This is a genomic window from Streptomyces sp. NPDC050508, assembly GCF_040655155.1.
Classification (GTDB): domain Bacteria; phylum Actinomycetota; class Actinomycetes; order Streptomycetales; family Streptomycetaceae; genus Streptomyces.
Genome location: NZ_JBFAJJ010000002.1, coordinates 130,974 through 156,587 on the forward strand (window position 1 = coordinate 130,974; position 25,614 = coordinate 156,587).

Consider the following 25,614-nt stretch of genomic DNA (forward strand, 5'->3'; position numbering starts at 1 on the left):
GCCCCCTCCGTCTGCTCTGCGGCTCCAGGGCCAGTACACGTCTCCGCAACGCTCTTGACGGCCGAGGACGCACCTGCGCCGGTACACGGAGGTTCCGGTTGGCCGACGGACACCAAGCCGCTGTCTGGCACACGTCCGCGGCATTTTCGGCCACTCACCGGCGGCGCCCGTACGCGCCGCGTAACCTCACGGACATGGGGGCATCCGCATCCGGCGCAGCTCACGGCGCCGACGAGGAGGCGCGTCGACGGCTGGACGCGTACACGTACCTCAGCGCGCCCGAGCGGCTGGAGCACGTCGCGATCATGCGGGTCTTCTGCGGAACGCTGCTGGCGGATCTTGCCGTCCCGGACATCATGGCGAAGCTGCGTCAGGGCGGTGGTTCCGCCGCAGGGCTCGACGCCGACACCCTCACGGTCCGGCTGGAACAGCTGGTGACCTGGGGAAACCTGCTTCGCAGCAGCCACACTGTGAAGGCATCCAGCATCAGCGAGTATCAGCGTTCCCGCTCGCGCTACCAGCTGTCGAAACTGGGCGAACGCATCCAGCGGGACGCCGACGGGGTCCTGGCCGAGGCCGACGCCGCCCGCGAGGTGAGCAACGAACTGCTGGCCCTGGTCGAGCGCGGGCTGCGGGAGCTGGCCGGCCTCGTGACCGCGCCGGGCGGCATCGAGCCGCAGGACGGACTGGAGCGGATCAGCACGCTGTTCGTGCAATTCAGCGAGTTCGCGGACTCCATACGCGACTTCTACGCCTACCTCGGCCAGGTGTTGTCCCGCTACGACCTGGACAGCGCCGAGTACCAGGGCTTCAAGGAACTGCTCCTGGACTACGTCGAGGCGATCACGGAGGATGTGGCGTTCCGTGCGCCCCGCATCTCGGCCGCGCTGGACACCCTGTGGCCGCACATCCCGGCTCTGCTGGATCGGCTGGACGCTCACGCCCAGGGACTCACCGGGCTCTCAGCGCAGGGCGAAAGCCGCCTGGAGGTCCGGGTCCAGCGCAGCCGGGGCCGCGAGCTCGCGGACTGGGAGGGACTGCGCGGCTGGTTCAGCGACACCGACGGCCAGGGCAGCCAGGTCGACCAGCTGCGGGATGCCACGCTGCGCGCATTGCAGTCGCTGCTCGCCAACGCCAAGCGGATGCTGCGGTCGGCGACCGGGGAGATGTCCCGGCGCAAGGATCTGCTGCGGCTGGCCCGCTGGTTCGAGGAAGCAGCGCCGCAGGACGCCCACGACATCGCCGTCGCCGCTTTCGGTCTGTACGGCGCCCGCCATCTGGGCATACCTCCAGCCACCGACGAGGTGGTGCCCGCCTACACGAGCTGGTGGGCCGGTCCGGTGGTCGAGGTGCCGGTGGCCCTGCGCGAGAGGGGCAGCCGTGCCCAGCGGGGCCGGGCCTCCGCAGTGGAGGATCACTCCGCTCAGAAGGAGCGGCTGCGGGAGGCCGCCCGGCAGCGGGCGGCGGCCAGGGCAGCGGCGGCGGACGAACTGCGCAGCGCGTCGGGCCGGTTCGCCGACGTACGACTCACCTCGGCGGCGCTCGGGCTGCTCCTGGAGCTGCTGGCCACGGCGCTCGGGAACGCACAGCTCAGGAGGCGCACCGGCACGGACATGGAGGGGCCGGCGGGCTTCGAACTGGACTCGGCGAGCAGCGAGGACGCCGAACTGGGCATCCGGCTCACCGTGCACCGAACCCCGGGCACCCGGACGGTTCTGTACTCAGCCGACGGCGATCTGCTGCTGGACGACTTGGGGCTGGACATCGGTCGTATCTCGGTGGCGGCCGATGGTGAAGCGGAGGCGGAGGTGAGCGTTTCATGACCCTTCCCTCGACTCACGACGTGGCCCTGGCCGCCGAGCGCCGTACCGCCGCCCGGCTGCTGCTCGCCCATCCCCTGGTCGCGTCCGACGGCCCTCACGCTGACGTCTTCCCTCTGATCCGCAGGCACGCCGACTGGCTGGGCAAACGGTTCCAACAGGTACTCGGCTACCGCCTGCTGGTCGACAGTTCCTTCGCCCGGCTGTTCAAGGCGGGGCTGGGGGCCGGATCAGGACACCGGCTGGAGCGCTCCACCGGCACACCCTTCACCCCGCACACGTACGCCTGCCTCGCGCTGGCCCTGTCCGTGCTGGTGACCGCGCCCGAGCAGATGCTCCTATCGCACCTGGTCGCCGACATCAGGGCCGCTGCCGCCGACGCGGGGATCGAGCTGGAGGAGACGGGCCGGGCGGCCGGGAAGCGGACCCTGGTAGCGGCTCTGCGCCAGCTCGTCGAGTGGGGCGTCCTCATCGAGACCGAGGGCCAGGTGGCCGCGATCGCACAGGAGGCGGGCGGAGAAGCCTTGATCACGGTGGACCGGGAGCTGGCACGCGTGGTCGTCGCCGGCCCGCTCGCACAGGCCCGGGACGGCGCCGACCTGGTCCGACGGGCAGCGGACCCGAGATTCAGCGGGCCGCGCACCTACGTGCGCCGGATGCTCGTCGAAACGCCTGTCGTTCACCTCGACGAGCTGACCGACGCCGAGCGCGACTGGCTGCGCACCCGGCAACGCCGGGAAGCCCAGGCTTTCTCCGAACTCCTGGGTCTGGAGATGGAGATCCGCGCCGAGGGCGTGGCGCTGATGGACCCCGAGGAGGAACTGACGGATCTGCACCTGCCGGGCACCGGGACCGTCGCACAGGCCGCGTTGCTGCTGGTGGAACGGCTTGTGGAGCAGCTTCGGCCGCAGGAACCTGGGCATCCGGCGACCGGCGGGACGCTCGTCATCGGGGTGGCTGTCCCGGAGGGCGTGGTGGACGAGGTGCTCGCCGAACTCATCGCCGAGTACGGGCAGCGCAGCAACTGGCAGCGCGGCTACCTGGATGACCTCGCCACCATGAGGGAGGCCGTGCTGGACCTGCTGGTCCGCATGCGGCTGATGGCCCGCGCCGGGCCCCTGCGGGCTGAGGGCGAAGGGCTGCCGGAGGGGTACGTCGAAGAGGCGCCGGAAGGACGCACGGTGACCGATGTCCATGGCACACGGCCCGGCGGCGACGGTGGCTGGGTGCTGCTGGCCGCGGCGGCGCGCTACGCCACCCTGGTGACGGTGCGCGCGGCTGCCAAGGCTCGCCAAGGAACCGATGTGCAAGAGGAGTTGCCGCTATGACCACCGACGCGCGTGGCCTCGTTCCGCTGCCGCGTTCAGGCCCCGCGACAATCGCTGCCCCTGCGACAACGACCGGCACTCGTTTCCGACTGCACCGGGCGGGCATCCAGAACGTCTGGCAGTACGACGACCAGGAGTTCTTCTTCGGCGACGGACGGCTGCTGCTGCGCGGCAAGAACGGCGCGGGCAAGTCCAAGGCCCTGGAGATGCTGCTCCCGTATCTCCTGGACGGCGACTCCCGGGCGCTGGACGCGACCGGCACCGGCCGTACCTCTCTCCCCTGGCTGATGCTGGACGGGTTCGAGCAGACCAACCGTCTCGGCTACCTGTGGGTGGAGTTCCAGGGCACGACCGACGACGGCGGCCACCGTCACCTGACGCTCGGTGCCGCCATCCGTGCCTCGAAGTCGACGCAGAAGGCGGTGCCGACGTTCTTCGTCACCCCGCTGCGGATCGGCGAGGACCTGCACCTGGTCGAAGGCGGGAAACCGCTGCCAGTGGACCGGCTCAAGGAGAGCGTCGGCTCCGACAACACGACCGAGCGTGCGGTCATGCACCGCTCCCGGGTGGCCCGGGAACTCTTCGGCATCACCGACGCGACGCGCTACCGCAACCTCACCCAGCTCCTCCACCGACTGCGGCGCCCCACGGTCGGGGACCGCATCGAACACGGGGGCCTGGCCTCCCTGCTCAGCGAGACCCTGCCGGGGCTCGACGAGGACGTGGTCGAGAAGGTGGCGCGCAACCTCCACGACCTCGACGCCGTACGGGACGAACTCGGCCGCCTGGAACGCACCGACACGGCACTGCGCACGTTCCTCGCCAGTTACCGCGGCTACCTGGCCGGAGTCCTGCACGCCTCCGCACAGCGAGTCAGTCACGAGCTGGGCGTCCTCACGCAGCGGCGCCGGGCGGCCGGAGACGCCGCACAGCGGACGAGCGACCTGTGGACGCAGGAGGAGGAGTCGGAGGGCCGGCTGGAGACCCTGCGCGAGGAGGAACAGGCAGCCAGGACCGATCTCGCCGCCCTGCACGCCAGTCACGCCTACCGCAGTCTGCGTGAACTGTCGGAACGCCGCGGGACGGTGGAGGCACTGCACACCGCAGCCGTGGCCGCCTTCACCACCCTGCGCAACGCACAGAACGCGGGGGAGAGCACGGCGGAGCGGCTTGCCGAAGGGGTCGAACACCTCGGCAGCCGACTGGCCGAACTGGGAACCGAACACCGGGAGCTGCTGACGCAGGCGGAGAAAGCCGGACTCCCCACCGGCCATCTCGGCGAGGCGGTGGCCCTGTCACGCACCGTCCTGTCCCAGGCCGCCGAGACAGAACTGACAACTCCGGACGGTGAGACGCGTATCGTACGGCACCGGTCGGTGGCCCGTGTGGACACGTCGACGATGCAGGAAGGACTACGGTCCTGGCAAGGCCAGTTGGAGGACGCCGAGACGGTCGCGAGAAACCGGGCCCGGATGGTTCAGGAGGTTACCCGCCTCATCTCACGGGCGGACGAGGCCCGCGCCGGGGCGGCTCAGGCCGATGCCGAGCGGGAACGGCTGGAGGGCGAGGCGGAAGAGGCCGCGGGCCATCTCGACATCAGCCGTCAGAAGGTCGCCGAGGAGAGCGGCGTCTATGCGGGTCGTGTCGCCGAGTGGGCGGCGCACACACGGACAGCGTTGGGCTCCGAATGCCCGCCCCTGAACGCCGTGCACGCCACTGTCGGTCACGAGGCCTCCGCAGACGCACCGTTCGCGGACCGCACGCTGCCGCCCGACATCGACAGCCAGGCGTGGCGAACCGCTCAGGCCGCGCTGGAACCGTACGGCGATGAACTCACCGAACGCCGGGACGCGCTGGCGCTCAGCGTCGGGCGACTCGACGAGGAACTAGACCGTCTGACGGAGCAGAAGCGGGGCTGGGAGCAACGTACCGATCCTGAGCCGCTGGCCCCGCGCCACCGCGTCGCCGCGAGGACGACAGGCAGCGGAGCGCCTTTCTACCGGCTTGTGGACTTCGCGGACGGCCTGGCGTCGGCCGACCGGGCCGGTCTGGAAGGGGCCCTGGAAGCGAGCGGAATCCTGGACTCGTGGCTAGGCGCGGACGGCGTCCTTCTCGACCCCCACACCCGGGACACCCTCCTCCAGCCCGGTGCCGCGCTGTCCGCCGGACCGACTCTCGCCTCGGCCCTGCGCCCTGCCCCGGAACCGGGTTGCGGGGTAACGTCCGAGCAGGTAGCACATCTGCTCTCCGCCATCGCACTCGCACCCGCGCAGGACACATCCGCTCACAGTGCGGTTTTCTACGACGGCAGTTGGCGTCTGGGCGTGCTCAACGGCCGTCACGACAAGGGCGACACCGAGTACGTGGGGGCCGCCGTACGCGCCGAGACCCGTCGGCGGATCCTCGCAGAGCTGGAGGAGCGGATCGCGCAGACGGAACAGGGGCTTGCCGGCGTCCGCGGGGAACTCGCCGTAGCCGATGCCATGCGTCGGGCTCTCACGCTCGCGGAACGGGACTTCCCCAGGGCACGGGGTCTCGCGGACGCATGGAGCAGGACCGAATCGGCGGAGAGGGCTCTGCGTGACCTGACCGCCAAGGCCACCCGGGCGACACGCCTGGCCGAGGAGGCCCGCGCTCTTGCGGTATCGGCGCGTGCCGAGGCGGATGCCACCGCGACCGCCCACGATCTGCCCGGCGACCCCGATGCCCTGGACCGCATACGCACCGCACTGGCTGCCCTGCTCAGCGGTGTCGGGCATCTCCGCAGGGCCGTCGGGGGCACGGGCGAGCGGCTCGGCGCGCATCAGACGGATGCCGAACGGTACGAACGTGCCCGAGAGGATCGCCTGGCCGCCGAAGAGAGCTACCGGGTCCACCTCGCCGGACTGCGCACCGCTGAGCAGGATCTGCGGACCCGCGAGGAGGCCATCGGGTCCTCCGAGGAGGAAATCCTCACCCGCGAGCAGGAGACCAAGCAGCGCATCGCGAACGCCGTTCATGCCCTCCCGGCGGCACAGCGCGCCCGCGACGACCTCCACGACCTGCGCGTGCGCGCGGAAGAGGACGAGAAGCGCCTGCGTGGGACTCTGACGGACCAGGAGACGGCGGTCATCGACACCGGCGGAGCTCTTCGCGGTGCTCTCGGCCGACCGGAGGTGGTGCTCGGTGCCGGCCTCAACCGGTCCTCGCTGCCCGAGTACGTGTCGGACGATCCCGGCGCGGACGTCCGCAGCAGACTGCGAGCGCTGCGGGCCCTCGCCGATGCCGTGGAGCAGGCCCTCGGCCGCCCGAAGGACGAGGTGTCGGACAGCACCCTGCTCAACCGGCACACCGACCTGCGCGACCAACTGGCCGGCGGGTTCGACGCGCAGCTGGAGGAACGCGACGGGATCAAGGTGTGCCGTCTGGTCGACGACCACGGCTCCCATGACGTCGCGGCCGTGGGCGAGCGGATCGCGGTGCAGGCCACGGAGGCGAGGGGACGGCTCACCGAGCGCGAGCGTGAAGTGTTCCAGCGATTCCTGACCGGCGAGCTCGGTGACCACCTCTCGGCACAGGTCATCACCGCGGCGAATCTGGTCGCGGCTCTCAACGACACCCTGCGGACCGTGCGCACCTCCCACGGTCTCGGCGTCGAGCTGCTGTGGAAGCTGGACGAGGACGTGGACGCGGACGTGCGCGCGGCCGTCGAGTTGCTGCGCAGTCCATCGAGCCTCAGGACGCGCGAGCAGACCGAGCACCTGCGCGAGGTACTGCAACGTCGGATCGAGGACGCCAGACGCGCCGACCCATCAGCCGGTTACACCGCCCACCTGCGGACCGCGCTGGACTACCGCGACTGGTTCCGTTTCCACACCTTCGTGGTCGAGGACGCGGCTCCAGGCCGCCGGCGGAGGCTGACCGGCCGGACCGGGCTCAGCCAGGGCGAGCAGCGGGTGCTCTCCTACCTCGTGCTCTTTGCCGCAGCTGCCGCCCACTTCACCAGCCTCGCCGAGTCGGCACCGCACGCGCCGCGGCTGATCCTCCTGGACGACGCCTTCGCGAAGGTCGACGAACCCACCCATGGCCGGTTGGGCCGTATCCTCGTCGACCTCGATCTCGACTTCGTACTCACCAGCGAGCGGCTCATGGGCAACTGGCCCGAGGTTCCGTCCCTGCACATCTACGAGTGCCTCCGTGATCCCCATGTCCGCGGGGTGGCCACCCTGCACTACACCTGGAACGGCCGCCATCGGCGTCTGGTGTCCGTGTGAACGCACTGCCCTCCGCGACGCGCGAATGGCTGACGGGCCCCGGGCTCACCCGGCTCTGGGAGAGCGTACGCAAACGACTGGAGAGCAACGGCGTACAGGCCACCGGCTCCCTCCGGCTCACCACGATGAACCCTCAGGAACGCAACGACCTGTCCCTCCTGCTGGGCAAACCCCTCACCGGTGCCGCCGTGACCGTACGGCTCGACGTACTCGACGCACGACTTCGTGCCTCGGCCGCCGGACTCGGGCTGAGGCAGACCCTGGAGGAAATCGGTCCGCCCCTCACCAACCGCCGTGCCGCCCGCGCGGACGCGACGGCGCGGCGGGAGCAGGTGTGGTCGTCTCTCGCTTCATCGCTGGACGCCTCCCCACTCGCCGGCCAGGAATGGCCCCGGCAGTGGTACGACCTGTTGCGCCGGGCCGGCGTTCCGCGAGGAGTGACGTCCGAAGCGGCGGTGTGGACACTCCAGCAGGCGGTCCAGGTCCTCACCACCCTCCTCGGACCCGAGCGGGGCAGTGCACGCGGCCGAGGTGAACTCGCCGCCATGGCGACCGGCTCCGCGCACGGCCTGGACGACGGCACTTGGCTCGCGCGCCTCGTCCAACGGGGTGTCGCCCTCGCCCATGGCACCGAGTTCCCCGACAACGCGGCCGGTCGACGCGCTCTGTGGCGGCTGGTGTCCGTCACGCCTGACGAGGTCTCCAGCACAGTGCTGACCTACGGGCTGCGCCCCGATGGCGAGGGCTGGCAGGAGCGTGCCCTACGGGAGCGGGCCGAGCATCACGCCGAAGCCCACCTCACACCACGCGACCTGCACACCCTGCGGCTGCAACTCCCCGCCGGAACACTCATCCACATCTGCGAGAACCCACGTGTGGTCGAAGCAGCGGCCGACGCAGCCTGCGTCAGGCCTCTCGTGTGCACGTCCGGCAGCGCCGCCACAGTGGTTTTCACGCTTCTCGACGCCCTCGCCGCCACGGGCTGCCGCTTCGCGTACCACGGCGACTTCGACTGGCCAGGGATCGCATTGGCCAACCGGGTCATCCGCCGCTACGGAGCACGCCCCTGGCGCATGAACACCGCGGACTACGAGCGCTTGGCCGCTCGCAGCCAGGCTGAGGGCATCCCTCAACTGGCGCTCGATGGCCAGCCGGTCAGCACGGACTGGGACCCAGATCTCGCCCCTGCCATGATTGCCCTCGGCGTCGCGCTCCACGAGGAAGCAACCCTCGACCTCTTGGTGACCGATCTGTCACGCCAGACGTAGAGACATTGGCGCCGTGCTGAACTCCGGGAGCCAATCTGCTCCGCAAGCCCCCTCCAGACCCGTATGTCCTTAACCGCTCGCACTGTCAGTCCCTTTCGGCATGATTGACGCCCACACCCGGTACATCACCGCACCCGGGTGGGTCCGATCGGCAGCCAGGGATGCGGTGTCGCAGATTGGAGTCCGATGGCCGCGGCGGAATCACGTACGTCTCTCCCTCTCGATTTCCTGCGTACGGTCGTCGCACAGGCGTCCGACAACTCCCCGCCCACGCGCATGGCTGTCGAGGCGATACGCACGGCATCCCAGGGCACGGACCGGGACGGCCTGCTCATGGCTCTGCTCACGGGACCGCTCGCGCAGTCGGCGCCCGAGTGGCTGTTGGCCACGGCGGTGGAGAGCGATCTGAATCGCGAACCACAGCCATACATGACGACCGACGGCATGGAGTTGACCCGCGTCGCCCTGTCGCACCCCGCCTGCCCGGACGCACACAGGGTGCGGTTCCTGCGGGAGTGCGCTGAGGCGCGACTCGGTGTGCTTGGCCGGAGAGAGGGTGGGGCAGCACTCATCCGCGCCGTCGTTGCTGAGCTCCATCGCCGGTCGGCAACGGGCCTGACCATCGCCCCCGAGCTGCTGACGGCTCCGACGCTCGCCCAGCTCGTACTCGGTGAACACGGCCTGCATGAGGACGTGTTCCTCGCAGCCCTCGACTGCCTCCCGTTCGGGCCGGACAAGCACGACGGCGAAGAAGACGTCGAGGCGTGGATGGAGCGCCACCGTGCCGCATCCGACGCATGGGAAAGCATGTGGTCCGGTATCGTCCGGGCGCAGACCGGGCATCACCGCCGCCTGCTGGCCTGGTCCGCGCGGCACCCCGCCGCCGATCGCGTGGTGCGCGAGCACCTGCTGGGCTCCTTGCCGTGGCACGTCGAACCGGCCTTGTTGGAGGAAGTCGCCGCACACGACCTGGAGTACTTCGGTCGAGCGGTCCTCCTCACCCGGATCTCCCGGTCCTGCCGGGACGGGCTGACGCCCGCGCAGGCACGGGAGCGCTACGCCGAGGAGCTGGCGGCTGCGTCCCAGGAGGAGCGGGACTACGTGGAGCGATTCCTCGACGAGGAGATGCAGTCCGGGTACCTCCAGACCATGGCCTGCCGCTCCGCTGTCGCCTGGGTGGAGCGCGCAAGCAGGCAAACCTGGCGGTTCCTCCTCAACTCCAGCGAGGCCCGGCGTCTTGGACGGCCCCGGGAATGGCTGGCGTCCGAAGAACTCGTCGCCGCCCTCGGCACCCGGTTCGCGACCATCTCCCTTACTGCCTTGAGCCTCTGGGAGCCGGACCCCGATTCGCGCTATCCGGTCGTGCGTGATCTCGGCTGGTTGCACGCACTCCTCGTACATCTCCCCGAAGTCCCGGACGAGGCGCGGCAGAAAGCACGTCTCGTGGTGCAGGAAACCCGGCGGGCCCTGTCCGCCCGGTCCAGTGCGCACGGCTACTCCTCCTCCGGCCAATCCGCGTGGGAGGAGAACCGACGGGCCAATGAACTGATCACCACCATCATGCCGCTCATCACCGATCCCGTCCCCGCCTTGCCGGGCCGACGCACGGCCTCCCTCGGCGACCCGCAGGGCATCGGTTTCAAGAAGCTGGCGGACGCCGACGAGAACGTTCTCGTCGCCTACCTCGACCGGCACACGGGCAACGACACGCTCGTCGAGGAGGCCCTGCTCTCCTTCGCCGCCCGCTCCTACCGGAAGTCCCTCACCTTCAACGACGTACTGGCCCGCCACTCCGACCCACAGCAGACACTGCTCGATCTCACGCTGCACCTGCGCAGGCGCCTGGGCGGCGGACCAGACCTTCGCAGGAGCTGGACCGAGATCATGCTGGCCCGGCCCGAGTGCCCAGCGGAGTTGCTCCGGCTGCTGCCTGCCTGGTCAGCGCTGAAGGCCCGCGGCCCGCGCTACGACACCACTCATCCCGCAGTCGCCGCCTACGTCACCGAGGCCCTCGGAGACAGTGACGCGGCGTGGCAGCGGTTCGCGGCGAGTCCCATGTCGCACGCCGGCCCGGGCGCCTGGCATCGGCTAGGCGACCTCCTCGACGCGGCAGTCAACGGGACCGCGTGGCCGACGCCTCCGCCGGGACGGTGACAGCAGCCATGTCGATCGGTCTCAGTCTCGTGGGCGTGATCCCCGAACTGCCTCGCCAAGTACATGGAGAGGCGAAACGCCAGCCGCACTGGCAAGATCACTATCCGACCCTCATGCGGGGCGACGAGGTCGAAGGTTCAAATCCCGCCACCCCGACAGCCAATGCGTGACTATCGCTTCCTGAGTGACTACGGCTTCCGCGGATCGGCCCCGAAGATGCCGTCCATGACGACAGCACCGGTCTGGATCACCGGCCGGATCTGCTTCCGGTAGACCTCTGAAACGCCTCGTCAAACTCGATGTCCTCACCGAAGTCGACGCGGGCAGCTTCGCCAGGAAGTAGTGACTAGCCGCTTCAGTTGAAGGGATTCGCCTGCTCCGCGATCTCCAGGACCACAGCAGGTAGCGCGGCCTCCAGGACTTTCCTGCGTGGCAGGGAAAGGCCGAAGCATCGTTCGATGATCTCCAGTGCGGTGCGGTGCACTTCCCGGCGAGGCATGTTGGCGTCTGGCAGGCCGGCAGCAGCCAGCATCTCCTCGACGCGTACCGCCACCTCGCGGTCACCGTTCACGCCGTCGTATCCCCATGAACGGTCCAGGTGGAGATTGAAGGCGCACATGAGACGATCGTCATGGAGATAGGAAAACTGAGGCGGTACCGGCTTGCCGTTCTCCTCTTCGAATTCCAGCTGGAAGACGTGTGCACCACCCCGAGAAACAGGTGGCTGCGGGCCGAACTCCGCCTGCCAGCCACCGTACTTGACCACAAAGACCCATTCGCCGATCTCTCCATAACGCAGACCTATCGCAGGGTAGGGATCCCAAGGGCCGTCCTCCACGACATCGATCAGGTCCTTGCTGGTGAGATGGGCCAGACTACGCGCCGTGCGCGTCGGCCCGAACACTGTCGCGGTCAGCCGGGACACCAGCTCTTCGGCATCCAACCCTCGAGCGAGCACCACGCTGTAGCCACCGAAGGCGATCGACTGGGGAGCAGCAAGCCATGCAATTCCGTCGGTCATAGCGATCATCGTGACGCACCTTCGCCAGGTCCAGCCAAGCAACGCCCCGCCGGGCCCCACCTCGTCCGCTTCTTCCGGATGATGCCCGGCCGGAGATTCCTTCTCCTTGGGCTGGTACTCCTGGGACGCCCAGGGCTCGTCATCCCGCCCGTGGTCCGGACGTGACGTCTGGTGGTTGTTGACGTCTCCGTACACATTGCCCGCGATGAACACGCCAGGCCCGAGGTTGTACTGCCCGCTCTGGCTCCGAGGGTCAGTTGTGTCTGCCATGCCCCGTGCCGTGGTTGATGGTCAGGCCGCCTTCAACGTTCCCGTTGATGAAGGTGACGCAAGCACGGGTGCCCACGTGACCGCAGCGGCCCGTAGGACAGCCTCACGCTCACCCACCTGGGCTTGGACGACAGCACTCCGATCTCGGTCCAGACGCTCAAGCTGAACCGCTGTCTCGTCCTCTCGACCGCTGCGTCGGAACAGACGGCCGATGGCCCCACGGCCCCTCAGGCAGCCCTCCTCGCTCGCCTGAGTAAGGAAGGCCGCGGCCACCTCGGTATCGGCGACGAGCACCACATCCTGGAACTGGAACTGGGTACGGGCGCCCAGCGGGCACCCCAGAGGGCCGGCACCGATCCCGGCACCGGCCCTCTGAAACCCCCGCGCCCCGCCCTCAGTAAGTCAGCGCGTCCTGCGCGTCCGACAGCCAGTAGGTCACCCGGAGTGAGTCGTCGATGTAGACGCCTTCCGTGGGCAGGGCGGGTGTGGCCGCCGGGCTGATGCTGTTGTTGTTGCGGTCGAAGAAGTAGACGGAGAGGGACTTGGCGGTGCGGCCGTTGGTGCCGGTGCCGTTGTCTCCGCCGGAGAGGGCTACGCCGGCGTAGCCGGACTGGCCCGGGGTGAGGGTGGTCACCGCCTGGGGCTGCGAGTCCTTCATCACCGGCGGCACGGACTGGGCGTCCTCGAAGCTGACGGCCGGGTAGTAGTAGAGGTCGCAGGTCTTCGAGCCGGTGTTGGTGACCGTAAGCAGCATGTGGTTGATGGGGCGCTTGACCGTCTGTGCGGTCACCTTGGTGTTGGCTCCGCTGCACGGGACGCTGCTCGCGGAGGTGTCCGAGCCGGAGCCGGAGCTCGAACCAGAACCCGAACCGGAGCCGCCGCTCGTCTTGTTGCCGCCCGACCCCTTGGTGCCGGACCCGGTCGAGGAGCCGCCGGTCCGGCCTCCCGTCTTGTCCGTCTGTGTCGCGGTCGGCGCCGGAGCCTGTGTCGTGGAGGAGGTCTTGGTGGCGGCGCCCTCGTCCTGTACTCCCAGCTTGTCGTTGCAGGCGGTGAGTGAGAGCGCGGCCAGTGCGACGGTGGCGGCGGCGAAGAGGCGGGTACGAGGACGGGCGGTGAACGCGGACATGGTGAATCCCTTTCGGAAAGGTGGGAAGTTGCGGGCCGCTCAACCGGTCGGCAGGCGGCGTGCTTTGATGACCGCAGCTTGTGTCGCTTTCCGTCCCACCCGCTACGACAGCCGGGATCTACGGGAACCTGGAACGTTCGCACCGGCTCTTACCTGGGGGAACAGTGACTCCCTGGAACGCTGGACTGGGATGGGGGCAGGGTGGCAGGGGCTGATGAGACGGCCGATTTCGCGGCGCTGATACGGGAGCTCAAGGACCGTTCAGGGCTGAGCTACGGCGTGCTCGCGAAGCGGCTGCACATGAGTACGTCGACGTTGCACCGCTACTGCAACGGCGACGCGGTGCCCACCGAGTACGCCCCCGTGGAGCGGTTCGCCCGGCTCTGCAAGGCGACCCCGGAAGAACTCGTCGAGGCCCACCGCCGGTGGATCCTGGCCGACGGCGCACGCCAGCGGGACCGGAAGGCCGCCGGGACGGCCGCCGCCCCGGCCAATGTGACGGTCCAGGCCCCGAGCGTCACATTCCCGGAACCCGACACGGAGACCGAGACGGGGAACGGGACCGGGACCGGGATCGGGACGGGGATCGACGCGACCACCGTCCCTACCCCCGACGTGAGCCGTCCCGGCGCGCCGACGACCGCCCTACGCAACCGCCGCCGTACCGCACTCTTCGCGGCCGCCGCCGTGGCCGTGGTCCTGGCCGCCACCGTGCTCGTGCCCCGGCTGGTGTCGGACGACGGCCGCGGTGACCGGAAGCAGGAGGCCGGCTCCGTGACCTCCAGTGGGCGCGGCACTCCCTCCTCGTCCGTGTCGGCGAAGTCGAGCTCCTCGCCTTCCTCCTCGTCCTCGCCCTCCGGCGGCGCGAGTCCTTCCGAGTCCGCTACGGCGAAGGACGGGGCGTCCGCCTCCGCGAGTGCGAAAGCCGGCGGGGGCGCGGACGTGGCGGCGGCCGTTCCGCTGACCGTGACTTCCCGGCCGTATGCCTGGGAGAGTCCGTGCAGTCAGACGTACCTGGTCGACGAGGACTCGGCCAAGGTGCCGCCGCCGCCCACCGAGCAGGATGCCCCGAGCTGGGTGAGTGCGCTGGGTGCCGTCTCCGCCGACAGTCAGTACCTCGAACTCACCGTCCAGGGCACCGGCAAGGACACCGTGGTGCTCCAGTCCCTGAACGTGCGGGTGGTCGAGAGCGGTGCGCCGCTCGCCTGGAAGGCGTACACGATGGGGTATGTGGGGGTCGGCTGCGGTGGCGGGGTCCCTACGCACTCCTTCGACGTCGGGCTGGACGCGAGCCGTCCGGTGGCCACGCCGAAGAGCGGGCAGACGGGGCTGCCGTACAAGGTGAGTGAGAGCGATCCCGAGGTGCTGTACGTGACGGCCGCCGCGGCGTCGCACGAGGTGCGCTGGTATCTGGAGCTGGCGTGGACCAGCGGGACCCGGCACGGGGTGCTGCGCATCGACGACCAGGGGAAGCCGTTCCGCACCAGCGGCATGAGCGGACGCCCGAAGTACGGCTACTCGCTGGACGACAGCGAGTGGGTACCGCACCAGTCCGACTGACGCAAGCACAAGGGCGAAATCGGCACCGAACAGCTGGAAACAGCTCCCGGCATATCCCTGCCCGGCAGTACGCTGACCGTGCGGCAGCCCGAGCCCCCGGCCCTCTCCGTGCAGTCTTTTTCCGCGCAACAGAGGCCCTGCGCAAGGCGAAAGCCACTCTCTTACAGGGAGATGGGGCACATGCGCCCGCATCCTGATCTGGTCGACGAACTGCGAGTGGTCCGGGCGAGGGGCGAGCTGGATCTGACGACCGTGCCGGCCTTCGCGCACGAGCTGAAGGAGGCCCGGCACGGCGCCGGGCGGCTCTTGCTCGTCGTCGATCTGCTCGACGTGACCTTCATGGACGGCAGTGTTCTGGACCCGCTGGACGCGGCGTGGGAGGAGTGTCGTGAGCGGCTCGGGTGGCTGCGTGTCGTCCACTCCCGCCCCGGTCCGGCGCTGGTGTTCCGGGCCGCCGGTCTGGTGGAGCGGTTCCCGCGGTACGCGAGTGTGCAGGACGCCTGGAAGGGTGTGCTCGCCGACCGCGCTCTGGAGCGCCGGGCCACGTAGGGTACGGCAGACGCCGGTCGGCGCCTCGTCTCGAAGTGTCCCGGCGGCCGCGGAACGGAGCACGGTGATCAGCGACGGCATGGCCGAAGTCCTGCGGTCGCTGCGCCTCGGTGAGGGCGGCGATCCCGCGCAGGCCTGCGCCCGGGCGCTGGATGCCGCGGGCGTCGCCCTGTCGCTGCTGGTCGGTGCCGACCGTACGGCCGAGCCGTTGTGGTGCCATCCCGAGCTGAGCGCCCGCTTCGAGGAGCTCCAGTTCACGCTGGGCGAGGGCCCGGGCCCGGAGGCCGTCCGCACCGGTTCGCCCGTGCTGGAGCCGGACCTGGACCGGGTGCGACCCGAGCGGTGGCCCGTGCTGCTGCCGGCCGCGCGGGACATGGGTGTCCGGGGTGTGTGCGGGTTCCCGCTGGGCATCGGGGCGATCCGGGTCGGCGTACTGACCGTGCTGTGCGGCGAGGACCGGCGGATCAGTGAGCAGCAGTTCGCGGACGCCACCGCCCTGGCCGCCGCGCTGACCGGCGTGTTCCTGAACGGAAACGGGCACGTCAACGGAACCGTGCCGGGGCCGGACAGGATGCCGGGGTGGCCGACCGGTCTGAACCGGCCCGTGGTGCACCAGGCCACCGGCATGATCAGTGTCCAACTGGGTGTGTCCATACAGGAGGCGCTGCTGCGCCTGCGGGCCCACGCCTACGGAAGTGAACGTCCCCTCGGGGAGATCGCCGAGGATGTGGTCGCCCGGAGACTCCGCTTCGGGAACGAATTGGACGACGATATAAGCGGGCCGTATTCGCCCGAAGGTGGAAAGGGATGAGCGCCATGGCCCGCGAACGACGTCTGGCCGAGATCTTCGTGGAGGTCGCGGACTCCCTGGTCGAGGACTTCGACGTCATCGACCTGCTGCACCGGCTGTCCGCGCGCTGCGTCGAACTGCTCGACGTGTCGGCGGCCGGGATCCTGCTGGCGGACGCGCACGGTGAACTGCAGATCATCGCCGCCTCGGACGAGCACACCCGGCTGCTGGAGCTCCTCGCGCTCCAGCACGACCAGGGCCCGTGCGTCGAGTGCTATCGCACCGGTGCCGCCCGCACCAACATCGATCTGACGCGGGGGGAGGTGACCGCGGCCTGGCCGCGCTTCGCGGCGCAGGCCCGCGAGACCGGGTACGTGATCACGCACGCGATCCCGCTGCGGCTGCGCAACCGGGTCGTCGGCGCCCTCAACCTCTTCCAGACCGCTCCGCACCGGCTCGGCGACGACGACATAGCGCTTGCCCAGGCCCTCGCCGACGTGGCCACCATCGCCGTGCTCCAGCAGCGCACGCTGGAGCAGTCGCACGTCGAGAACAGCCAGCTGCAGAATGCGCTGACCAGCCGCATCCTCATCGAGCAGGTCAAGGGTGTGCTGGCGGAGCGCTGGAACACGTCCGTCGACGAGGCGTTCGCCGCGTTCCGGTCGTACGCCCGCGCCCGTCATCTGCGGCTGTCGGATCTCGCGGCGCAGATCATCGAGGGCGACTTCGACACCCGGACGATCCCGGCGCCGCACGTGTCGTAGCGGAGGTCGGGTCAGGCGCGGCGGGCCGCGACCCGGTCCGCCGTCGGCCAGTGCACGTCGTGGACCCAACCGGCGCGCTCCAGAAGGCGGATGACGGCGGCCGACGGGTCGATCTGGCCGCGGTCGACGCCGTGCCGGGCGCTGGTGGGGTCGGCGTGGTGGAGGTTGTGCCAGCTCTCGCCGAAGGAGAGCAGGGCCAGCGGCCACAGGTTGGTGGCGCGGTCGTGGCGCCGGGTGCGGAAGGGGCGCTCACCGATCATGTGGCAGAGGGAGTTGACGCTCCACGTGACGTGGTGGAGCAGCGCGATGCGGACAAGTCCCGCCCACAGCAGGCCTGTTACGCCGTAGAGCCAGCTGCCGCCGATCGCCCAGCCGAGCCCGAACGGCAGCGCGAGGGTGAGGAGGCACAGCCACGGGAAGGCGCGGGAGACGGCCCGGATGTCGGGGTCGGCGAGGAGGTCGGGGGCGTAACGCTCCGGCGGTGTCTGCTCGTTGCGGAACAGCCAGCCGACGTGGGCGTCGAGCAGTCCGTGCAACTGGCCGCGCAGATGGGTGCCGTAGCGGTACGGCGAGTGCGGGTCGCCGGGCCGGTCGGTGAAGGCGTGGTGGCGGCGGTGGGTGGCGACCCAGCCGATGACGTCGCCCTGGAAGCTCATCGACCCGGCGACCGCGAGCGCGATGCGCACGGGGCGGACGGCGCGGTACGAGCCGTGGGTGAGCCCGCGGTGGAAGCCGACGGTGACGCCGAGGCCGGTGATCGTGTAGAGGACGGCCGCGAGCACGATGTCGACGGGGTGGATGAGCCGCCCCCACAGCAGCCAGCCGGCCAGGCCGAGCCCGACGAACGGCAGGACGACGATCGCCGCGGTGACGCTGACGTATATCCGCGCCGCGCCGTCGCGCACGGGCGGCGGGCCGTCGTCGGGCGGGAACGGGGAGGCGCCGTCGTAGGACGGGGGTGGGGGGTAAGTGTCCGGGAAAAGTGTGTCACTTTCCTCTAAAGTGTCACACTTTTTCGGGGCAGGGGGTGGGGTGGAAAGGGTCGTCATGGCGGACTCCTCGGCCTCGCTGCGGATGGCGCGGCCGGGGTCAGGGGCTGCCCCTGTGAAGGGAAACGCGAGGGCGCGACGCCGGACCGGACAGCGGTGCGTCAAGAGCCCTCGGTTGCTCCACCGTACTCCCGCCCGCCCCGGAACGGGCCGGGCCGGAGCGGGCGACCGCCGCGTTGACACGGAACGTCGCCGGACGTTGACTGGCAGCACGGCGCAGGGCAGTGGCCGGTGCACGGACGATCCCAGAAACGCCTTCGGGCGGAACGGAAGCGGCTCCCGATGATGTACGACCAGACACGCGCCCAACAACCCGCAGGCCAGAACCGCACCCCCTCCGAACGCCGCACTCCGGGCCCGGAGCCCCTGCTCCCGTCGAGCGAGCGGGAGAAGGTCCTCCAGCGCCTGCGGCACGCCCTCAACACCTTCGCCGACACCCCGCGCGATGCCCTGGAAGAGGCGGAGAGCGCCTACGACGAGGCCACCGCCCAGCTCGTGACCGCCCTCGCGGCACGGCGGGACCTCCTCCGCGCGGCCTGGGCCGACCAGGACCCCGACTCCCAGTCGGACGAACCCCGGAACGCGCTGCGGCAGTACCGCGAGCTCACGCAGCGGCTGCTCCAGCTCTAGAGCCTGTGCTCCCGGACGTACGCGGCCTTCAACTCGCCCCAGCGCAGCGCCTGTTCGTCGCTCAGCGTGCCCCGCAGCTCCCCCAGTTTCAGCAGGTTCGCCTCGGCGTCCGTGGCCAGGGTCTGTGCCTCGGCCGTGTAGTGGTCGTCCAACACCGCTGCCAGCTCAAGGGAGTTCATGACCGGCTCGACGCGTTGGGCGATCCGGTTCATGGTGCGGTACGACCCCTGGAGCAGGAACGGCGGTTCGGTGCGGGCCGTGTCCGTGGTCGCCGCCGACGCCATGTACGCGGCGTTGACCGCCAGTACGGTGTCCCGGGCGGCGGTCAGATGCCTCAACACGGCCACGATCCGGTCCAGTTCGGCCGGTTCGTAGGTGGAGGACAGGCCGTCCGCGCGGGCCGTCGCGTCGCCCTGCGCCAGCCGGATCAGGAGGTCCAGGTCGCCCCGGGCGCGGCCGGCGAGCGGGGCGAGTACCGGGTTCGAGGTCAGCGCGTTCTCGATGAAACTCAGGGCGAACACCGCCTCCTTGCCGGTCGTGACGTCGCCGAGGTTCCAGACGTCGGCGCGGTTCGCCAGCATGTCGGGGACCCGGAAACGGCCGCCCGAGCCGGTGTACGGGTTGCCGGTCATGCAGACGGCGAACCGCTTGCCCCGTAGGTCGTATGTGCGTGGCTCGCCCTCCCACACGCCCTCCACCCGCCGCGTCGCATCGCACAACGGGATGAATTTCTGCAGGAGTTCGGGTGACGTGTGCTGGATGTCGTCGAGGTGGAGCAGCACGTTGTTGCCCGCCGCGAGTGCGAAGTTGACCTTCTCCACCTCCTGGCGGGCCGTCGCGTTCGGCGCCTCGGCCGGGTCGAGGGAGGTGACGCCGTGACCCAGGGCCGGGCCGCTGACCTTGACCAGGACCAGCCCGAGGCGGTCGGCGACGTACTCCATGAGGGTCGTCTTGCCGTAGCCCGGCGGGGAGATCAGCAGGAGCAGGCCGCCCGTGTCGGTGCGCCCGCCCTCCCCCGCCGTGCCGATCTGCCGGGCCAGACTGTCGCCGATCAGGGGGAGGTACACCTCGTCGACCAGTCGGCCCCGGACGAAGGACGACAGCACGCGCGGCCGGTACTCGTCGAGGCGCAGCCGGGTGCGTTCCGCCGCCACGAGGGTGGTGCGGCGCCGCTGGTAGGCGCGGTGGCCCGGGACGTCCTGGGTGCGGAACTCGTGGGTGCGGGCGAGGAGTTCGTCGATTCTGAGGCGCAGGCTGCCCGCGGTGATGCGGGGATGGTGGCCCAGCAGTCCCCCGACCGTCTCCGTCAGCGGGGCATCCGAGTCGTAACGCGGTGCGTCCGGGCAGAGTTCGGCCGCCACCGCCTCCACCAGGTCGCCCGGGTCGGCCTCGGTGCCGGACGCCGTCGTGTACGCCGTCAGCCAGGCCTCCACCAGCTGTCGGCGTGCGGGCAGTTCGTCGAGTGCCGTCACATCGTCGTCGTAGGCCGAACTGCCCACGGTGTGGCGGAACTTGTCGAGCAGGGTGCGGGCGCCGGCGCTGAACACGAAGCCTTCGGGGGCGGTGGTGAGTTCGTCGAGGAGGTAGGACGCGGCGGGCTCGCTGTCCAACTCCCGCGCCAGTTCGGCCCGGAGGTCGGCGACGGCCGGGGTCGGTCCGAACAGGTCGCGGGCCCGCGCGAGCGACCTCGCCCGCAGCGTCCAGCTCGCGCGCGCCTCCGGGCTCGTGCGGTGCGTCCAGAACAGCAACGCGCCTGCCCGGGCGGCCGGTTCGTGGCGCAGCGGGCCCGCGCCGTCGTACCGGCGGAGCAGGGCCGTGAGGATGGCGGTCGCGTCGTGGTCGTGCACGCCGCGTTCGTAGCCTTCGTCGTACGACTCCTGCGCGGCCCGGCGGACCAGGGCGGCGAGGTCCGGCTCCTGGGCGAGGGCCTGCGCGCCGTGTTCGTCGAGGAGGCGGGCGGCGAGGTGTTCCGCGCGGTAGACCCGCGGCGACTCGGAGGGCAGCGGGCGGTCCCAGAACCGGCGGGTGGCCGCGAACTCCGGGTCGGTGACCGGGGTTCGGTAGTCGGTGCCGGTGAGGGCGAAGGCCAGGCCGTCGCCGGAGGGGACCAGGGTGAGGTCGAGGGGCTCGGTGTTCACGGCGAAGCGGTGGCGGCCCAGGCGCAGGGTCCGGCCGCCGTCCGTGTAGAGGTCGGTGCGGTCGCGCAGGGCGCGGGCCGCCTCCTCGCGGGCCGCCGTGAGCCGGCCCGTCAGCTCCTCCGCCCTTACCTGGTCGCCCAGTTCGCGCAGTCGGTCGGCGGTGCGCCGGATCTTCGTCACCATGGGGTCGGAGGCGAAGTACGTGCTCACCGCGTCGGCGTCGGTGAGCATGGCCGCCCGCCGTCCCACGGTCTCCAGAACCCGGACCGCCGACTCCGTCAACTGCTCGGCTCTGCGGGCGCGTTCGTCGGCCAGGGTCTGCTTGCGGGCCGAGAAGGTCTCGTAGATCTCGGTGCGTTTGCCGGTCAGGTCGGCCAGGAAGTCGTCGAAATCCGTGAAGCGGGCTTCCAGGTTCTCCAACTGGACGAGCAGACGGGCGAGTTGGGTGTCGCAGGCCTCCGGGGTCGCCGCGTCCGCGAGCGCGCCCGACACCGACTGGGCCAGCAGCGCGAACTCGGCCGCGAACTCCGCCCGACCCTCCCGGTCCTGGAGTTCCCTGCGGCGGGCGTCCAGGGTGGCGCGGGCCCGGTTGACGCCGCCCAGCACCTCGGCGACCCGTTCCAGGATCGACGTACGGACCGTGGCGTCGCCGATGTCGAGACCGGCGATCACCTCGGTCACCGTGCGCAGCCCGTCGGTGAGTTCGTCCAGGCGGTCCGCCACCGGTGCCGTCCCGGCGACCGTGGTCAGCGCCCCCGCCTCCGTGACCAGCGCGTCGATCAGCTCGTGGTGCCCGGCGAACGCGTCCTCGCGCGCCAGGAACGACACCGCCCGCTGCCCGAACGTCCCGAGGTCCGCCTCCGCCCCGGCCGCCAGCTCGACGATCCGCGCGGTGTCCGCGTACCGCATCTCCTTCAACGTCAGCAAGTGCCCCTGCGCACGCCGGAGTTCGGTGAGCCCGGCGACCCAGCCCGCCGCGTCCCGGGGCGCCTCGCCCCGCAACCGTCGCACAAGTGAGGCGAGCTGAGCCGTGGCGTCGGCGAGGGCATCGGCGGCCCGGCGGGTGAGTGTCCGGACCGTCTCGAACTCGGTCAGGACCTGTTCCGCCGTGCCCCGGACCTCCTCCAACGGGCCGCGCAGATCGCCGAGTTCGGCCTCTCCGAGCCAGTGGTACGAGTCCGCCGCCCGGACGCACGCGGCGACCAGTGCCTCGTACACCTCCGCCGTGGGCTCCCTCCCCGCGACCGCGCCCGTGAGGGAGAGACAGTCGGAGATCCCGCGTACGAGATCGGCGTTCCCGACCCTGAACAGCGGCCCGGAGCCCGCGAGTTGGGCGGCGGCGTGCGTGTCGGAGACATACGGGGTGCGCCAGATCCGCAACGGGTGGACGCGGGCCGCCTCCCCGTCGTCGCCACCCGCACGCAGCAGCATCAGCGTGCCGTCGTCGAAGAGCGCCCGCCCCTGACCGGACAGCGGGGTCTCGACCTCCTTGCGGATCATGTTGTACGGCAGCAGGAGGCTCCGCCCCGGCACCCGCGCCCGGTAGGCGAACAGCACGTCCTCACCGTTGGGCGAGCGCACCACGCGCTCCAACTCCAGCCCGGCGGTGTCGAGTTCGAAGGTCTTCCACACCCCCGTGGCCAGGCAGTACCCGCCCGGGAACACGATCCCCTGCTCCTCCGGCAGCCGATGACACGACAGCCCTATCCCGTCGAGCCGCACGACACCCTTGGTCAGCGTGTTGAAGACCAGGTACCGGTGGGCCTCCTCCTTGTACGGCCGGACCCGCAGCAGCACCAGCACACCCACCCGCGCGTACGCGATCTCCGCGTCGGCCGGCGACTGCAACGGCTCGTCCACCGGCTCGGAGTAGATCCCCTCCCCCGTCTCGGTGTCGTCCTCCACCTTGACGGTGAGAGTGCCGCCGACCGTGTCGACGTACAGCCCGTCCTGGATCCGGACGTGCGGATGCCGGCCGGGGACATGCTCCTCGCGGCTCGTCTCCGTCCACTCGAAGTCGCACGGCGGCGGGAAGACATGGTCACGTTCGCCGTGCGCGTCCAGGAAGGTCGCCGCCCGGCCGTCGTCGGTGAGCGCCCAGCGCAGCACCCGGATGTCCTCGGCCTTCTCACCGGTCCGGAAGACGGCCAGCAACTTGTCTTCCACACACCGGAGTTGAAGCAGGCGGGCCTGACGGTAGTAGCGATGGAGGGTGGTGAACTCCCGCACGAAGTCCGGGTCGTCGAGGAGTCCCGGTACCGCGTCCTCGGGCAGCCGGCGCAGGTCGTGGCGGTCGTGCAGGGCGAGGACGTCGGCCACCGCAGTCTCCCGGGCGACACCGAGGGAAACCTGACGGCCGAACAACAGGATGTCTCCTACGGCGACGATGTCCCTCGGCGCCGCCGGGTGCTCGGTGTTCAGGAGCTCGGTGCCGGTGAGCTCCAGGCGCGTCGAGCCGAACTCCTCGGTGCGGCGGGCGTTGAGCGCCTCCGCGCGGCGGGCGAGTTCGGCGGCCTGTGCGGCGAGGCGGTCGCGCAGGACCTCGTAGGTGCCGGTGTCCAGGCCGGTGGTCATGGTCCCTCTCAAGATCTCGCAGGAGGTGAGTCCGGAACTGCCGTCCCCTGTGCGGCAGTTCCGGACCGTCTGTGGGGTCAGGCCCGTCAGGCCTTCGCCGGGTGACCGTTGAGCGCGGCCAGCGGAGTGTCCGCCAGGCCCAACTCACCGGCCTTGTCCAGCAGTTGCCGTACCTGACCGGCGTTCGCCGTGTCCGAGGTCATCAGCTTCATCAGCAGCGCGGACACGGTGAGGTTCTGCACGTCGGCCGTGGAGACCGGGCCGAGGATGCGCCCGAGGTCGTCGGCGATGTTCGACGTGCCGTCCAGCCACGGCCGCGCCAACGCCTGTGCCGTCTCGGAGTTCTGGACGAAGCCGTCGACGCTGCGGCCGAAGGAGATCGACGAGATCAGCCGGTCGAAGAAGACCGAGTCGCCGCCGACGATGTCGATGTCGGCGTGCTCAAGCCCGGTCGCGAGGACCGTGGCCTGCGCTTCCGCGACCTGGCGCTGCACATCGAGCCCGGCCAGCCGGATCTCTTTCTCCGCCTGGAGCCGCAACCGGTACTCCTCGTGGCCGCGCGAGGCGTCGTCGAGGGCGGCCATTGCGGCGGCCTTCTCGGTGAGCCCTTCCGCCTCGGCCTTGAGCTTCTCGCCGATACCGGTGGCTTCCGCGAGCGCGTTCGCCCGTACGCCCTCGGCCTGCGCGAGCACCTTCGCCTGCGCACCCTCGGCCTCCGCGAGCGCCAGGGCCCGGGTGCCCTCGGCCTCCGCCCGCAGCCGGGCCTCGGTGCCTTCCGCCTCCGCGCGCAGCCGCGCCCCCGTGGCCTCGGCCTCGGCGCGGCCGGCCTTCACGGTGACCTCGGCCTCCTTGTCGCGGACCTGGACCTCGGCGAGTCCGGCCGCGGCGGCCTCCGCCTGGATGCCCTCGGCGAGCCGGAGCTTGGCGCGGGCGTCGAGGTCGGCGGACTTCAACCGGGCCTCGGCGAGGGTGAGTTGCTCACCGGCGCGGTGCTTGGCGGCGGCCTCCGCGGCCTCGGCCCCCTTGATGTCCTTGACCAGCTTCTCCTGCGCCTCCGCCTCGGCGGCGATGATCACGGCCTGCCGGGTGCGCTCGGCCTCCTCGACGACCCGCAGCTTCTTGATGGCCTCCTCCTGCTCGGCCACCGTACGGTCCACGGCGATCCGCTCCCGGACCACGTCCGCGACCTCGCGGCGTTCGGCCTCGACCTCCTTGTCCTTGGCGATCCCGGACAGCGAGGTCTCCCGCTCCCTGGCGATGACTTCGAGGAGACGGTCCTTCTCGATGCGCTCGTTCTCCACGGCGATGACCCGCTCGCGGTTCTTCTGCGCGACGGCGATCTCACGGGCCTGGTTCTCGCGCTGGACGCCGAGTTGCTCCTCGGTACGGAGGAACGCGGCCTGCGCGCCCAGCCGTTCCTCCTCCTGCACCTTCGCGGTGGCGGCCTCCTCGCGCGCCCGCAGGACCTCCACCTCACGGCGCTGCTTGATCTCCGCCTCGGCCTGCCGGCGTTCCAGCTCCAGGATGGTCTCCCGGGCGTCCACGTTCTGCCGGGTGATCTCCTTCTGCTCGGTGCGCTGGAACTCGTTGGTGCGGACGTGCTCGATGGTCGTCAGCTCGGTGATCTTGCGGATGCCCTGGGCGTCCAGGATGTTCTGGCTGTCGAGCTGGGTCATCGGCGTCTGTTCGAGGAAGTCGATGGCCGCGTCGTCGAGGTGGTAGCCGTTGAGGTCGGTGCCGATGACCTGGATGATCCGGTCCCGGAACTCCTCACGCTTGGTGTAGAGGTCGACGAAGTCCAGCTGCTTGCCGACGGTCTTGAGCGCCTCGGAGAACTTCGCGGCGAAGAAGTCCTGGATCGCGACCGGGTCGCTCGCGGTCTGGGTGCCGATGGCCTGCGCGACCTTGATGACGTCCTCGACGGTCTTGTTGACCCGCACGAAGAAGCTGATGTGGATGTCGGCCCGGATGTTGTCCTGGCAGATCAGGCCCTCGCGCCCGGTGCGGCGGATCTCGATGGTCTTCACCGAGATGTCCATGAACTCGGCCTTGTGCAGCACCGGCAGGACGACCGCCCCGGTGAAGGTGACGTCGACCTTCTTCGTCTTGGAGACGATCAGCGCCCGCCCCTGCTCCACCTTCCGGAACAGCCGGCCGACCACAAGCAGCAGGGCGAGCGCGATGAGCAGGACTACGGCGACGAACACACCGATGCCCACGGTGATGGCGTTCATGACATGGGTCCTCGAAGGATGAGAAGGGTGGTGAAGCAGGTGTGGGCCAACGGGCGTGGGCCGACAGGCGTAGGTCAACGGGCGTA

At 70.3% G+C, this 25,614-nt stretch carries 15 protein-coding genes; 10 read left to right on the forward strand and 5 right to left on the reverse strand.

What is annotated here, in order from left to right; all coding sequences use genetic code 11:
- Window positions 1-194 precede the first annotated feature (194 nt).
- The 5 genes from AB0I69_RS05670 (at window position 195) to AB0I69_RS05690 (ending at window position 10,823) form a co-directional block, all read left to right on the forward strand.
- Window positions 195-1,823 carry a TIGR02677 family protein gene (locus AB0I69_RS05670; RefSeq protein ID WP_363094284.1) on the forward strand — a complete coding sequence of 543 codons (1,629 nt, stop codon included), beginning with the start codon at window positions 195-197 and terminating at the stop codon, window positions 1,821-1,823.
- Window positions 1,820-3,148 carry a TIGR02678 family protein gene (locus AB0I69_RS05675; protein WP_363094285.1) on the forward strand — a complete coding sequence of 443 codons (1,329 nt, stop codon included), beginning with the start codon at window positions 1,820-1,822 and terminating at the stop codon, window positions 3,146-3,148. Before AB0I69_RS05670 ends, AB0I69_RS05675 begins: the two co-directional genes overlap by 4 nt.
- Complete coding sequence (locus AB0I69_RS05680) at window positions 3,145-7,401, forward strand: TIGR02680 family protein (protein ID WP_363094286.1); 4,257 nt, start codon at window positions 3,145-3,147, stop codon at window positions 7,399-7,401. The genes AB0I69_RS05675 and AB0I69_RS05680 overlap by 4 nt, the downstream gene beginning before the upstream one ends.
- The gene (locus tag AB0I69_RS05685; RefSeq protein WP_363094287.1) at window positions 7,398-8,669 is read left to right on the forward strand and encodes a TIGR02679 family protein; all 1,272 of its coding nucleotides are present in this window, start codon (window positions 7,398-7,400) and stop codon (window positions 8,667-8,669) included. Before AB0I69_RS05680 ends, AB0I69_RS05685 begins: the two co-directional genes overlap by 4 nt.
- Before the next feature lie 186 nt (window positions 8,670-8,855).
- Window positions 8,856-10,823 (forward strand): hypothetical protein, encoded by a 1,968-nt coding sequence (locus tag AB0I69_RS05690; protein WP_363094288.1) that lies wholly within the window; start codon window positions 8,856-8,858, stop codon window positions 10,821-10,823.
- Window positions 10,824-11,178: 355 nt separating this feature from the next.
- On the opposite strand, the gene AB0I69_RS05695 is transcribed toward AB0I69_RS05690, so the two are convergent.
- Together AB0I69_RS05695 and AB0I69_RS05700 are read right to left on the reverse strand one after the other, a co-directional pair.
- Window positions 11,179-12,114, reverse strand: a complete 936-nt coding sequence (locus tag AB0I69_RS05695; RefSeq protein ID WP_363094289.1) for a hypothetical protein — start codon at window positions 12,112-12,114, stop codon at window positions 11,179-11,181.
- A 394-nt stretch (window positions 12,115-12,508) separates the two neighbouring features.
- On the reverse strand, window positions 12,509-13,240 hold the full coding sequence (locus tag AB0I69_RS05700) for a DUF4232 domain-containing protein (RefSeq protein ID WP_363094290.1): 732 nt from the start codon (window positions 13,238-13,240) through the stop codon (window positions 12,509-12,511).
- 201 nt (window positions 13,241-13,441) lie between these two features.
- On the opposite strand from AB0I69_RS05700, the gene AB0I69_RS05705 reads away from it, so the two are divergent.
- The 4 genes from AB0I69_RS05705 to AB0I69_RS05720 all read left to right on the forward strand — a co-directional run bounded on the left by AB0I69_RS05705 (window position 13,442) and on the right by AB0I69_RS05720 (window position 16,903).
- Entirely contained in the window at window positions 13,442-14,800 is a 1,359-nt protein-coding gene (locus AB0I69_RS05705; protein ID WP_363094291.1) for a helix-turn-helix transcriptional regulator, read from the forward strand.
- 180 nt (window positions 14,801-14,980) lie between these two features.
- Entirely contained in the window at window positions 14,981-15,349 is a 369-nt protein-coding gene (locus AB0I69_RS05710) for an STAS domain-containing protein (protein WP_363094292.1), read from the forward strand.
- A gap of 64 nt (window positions 15,350-15,413) precedes the next feature.
- Complete coding sequence (locus AB0I69_RS05715; protein WP_363094293.1) at window positions 15,414-16,160, forward strand: ANTAR domain-containing protein; 747 nt, start codon at window positions 15,414-15,416, stop codon at window positions 16,158-16,160.
- The gene (locus AB0I69_RS05720) at window positions 16,157-16,903 is read left to right on the forward strand and encodes a GAF and ANTAR domain-containing protein (RefSeq protein WP_363094294.1); all 747 of its coding nucleotides are present in this window, start codon (window positions 16,157-16,159) and stop codon (window positions 16,901-16,903) included. The genes AB0I69_RS05715 and AB0I69_RS05720 overlap by 4 nt, the downstream gene beginning before the upstream one ends.
- Before the next feature lie 11 nt (window positions 16,904-16,914).
- Here AB0I69_RS05720 and AB0I69_RS05725 read toward each other — a convergent pair whose 3' ends face one another.
- Window positions 16,915-17,952 (reverse strand): acyl-CoA desaturase, encoded by a 1,038-nt coding sequence (locus AB0I69_RS05725; protein WP_363094295.1) that lies wholly within the window; start codon window positions 17,950-17,952, stop codon window positions 16,915-16,917.
- Between the two features lie 282 nt (window positions 17,953-18,234).
- On the opposite strand from AB0I69_RS05725, the gene AB0I69_RS05730 reads away from it, so the two are divergent.
- Window positions 18,235-18,582, forward strand: a complete 348-nt coding sequence (locus AB0I69_RS05730) for a hypothetical protein (RefSeq protein WP_363094296.1) — start codon at window positions 18,235-18,237, stop codon at window positions 18,580-18,582.
- Here the strand turns inward: AB0I69_RS05730 and AB0I69_RS05735 are convergent.
- Both AB0I69_RS05735 and AB0I69_RS05740 read right to left on the reverse strand, forming a co-directional pair.
- On the reverse strand, window positions 18,579-23,294 hold the full coding sequence (locus AB0I69_RS05735) for a DNA repair ATPase (protein WP_363094297.1): 4,716 nt from the start codon (window positions 23,292-23,294) through the stop codon (window positions 18,579-18,581). The genes AB0I69_RS05730 and AB0I69_RS05735 overlap by 4 nt on opposite strands.
- A gap of 86 nt (window positions 23,295-23,380) precedes the next feature.
- Window positions 23,381-25,528, reverse strand: coding sequence for a flotillin family protein (locus AB0I69_RS05740; RefSeq protein WP_363094298.1), 2,148 nt, complete (start codon window positions 25,526-25,528; stop codon window positions 23,381-23,383).
- Window positions 25,529-25,614: the final 86 nt, after the last annotated feature.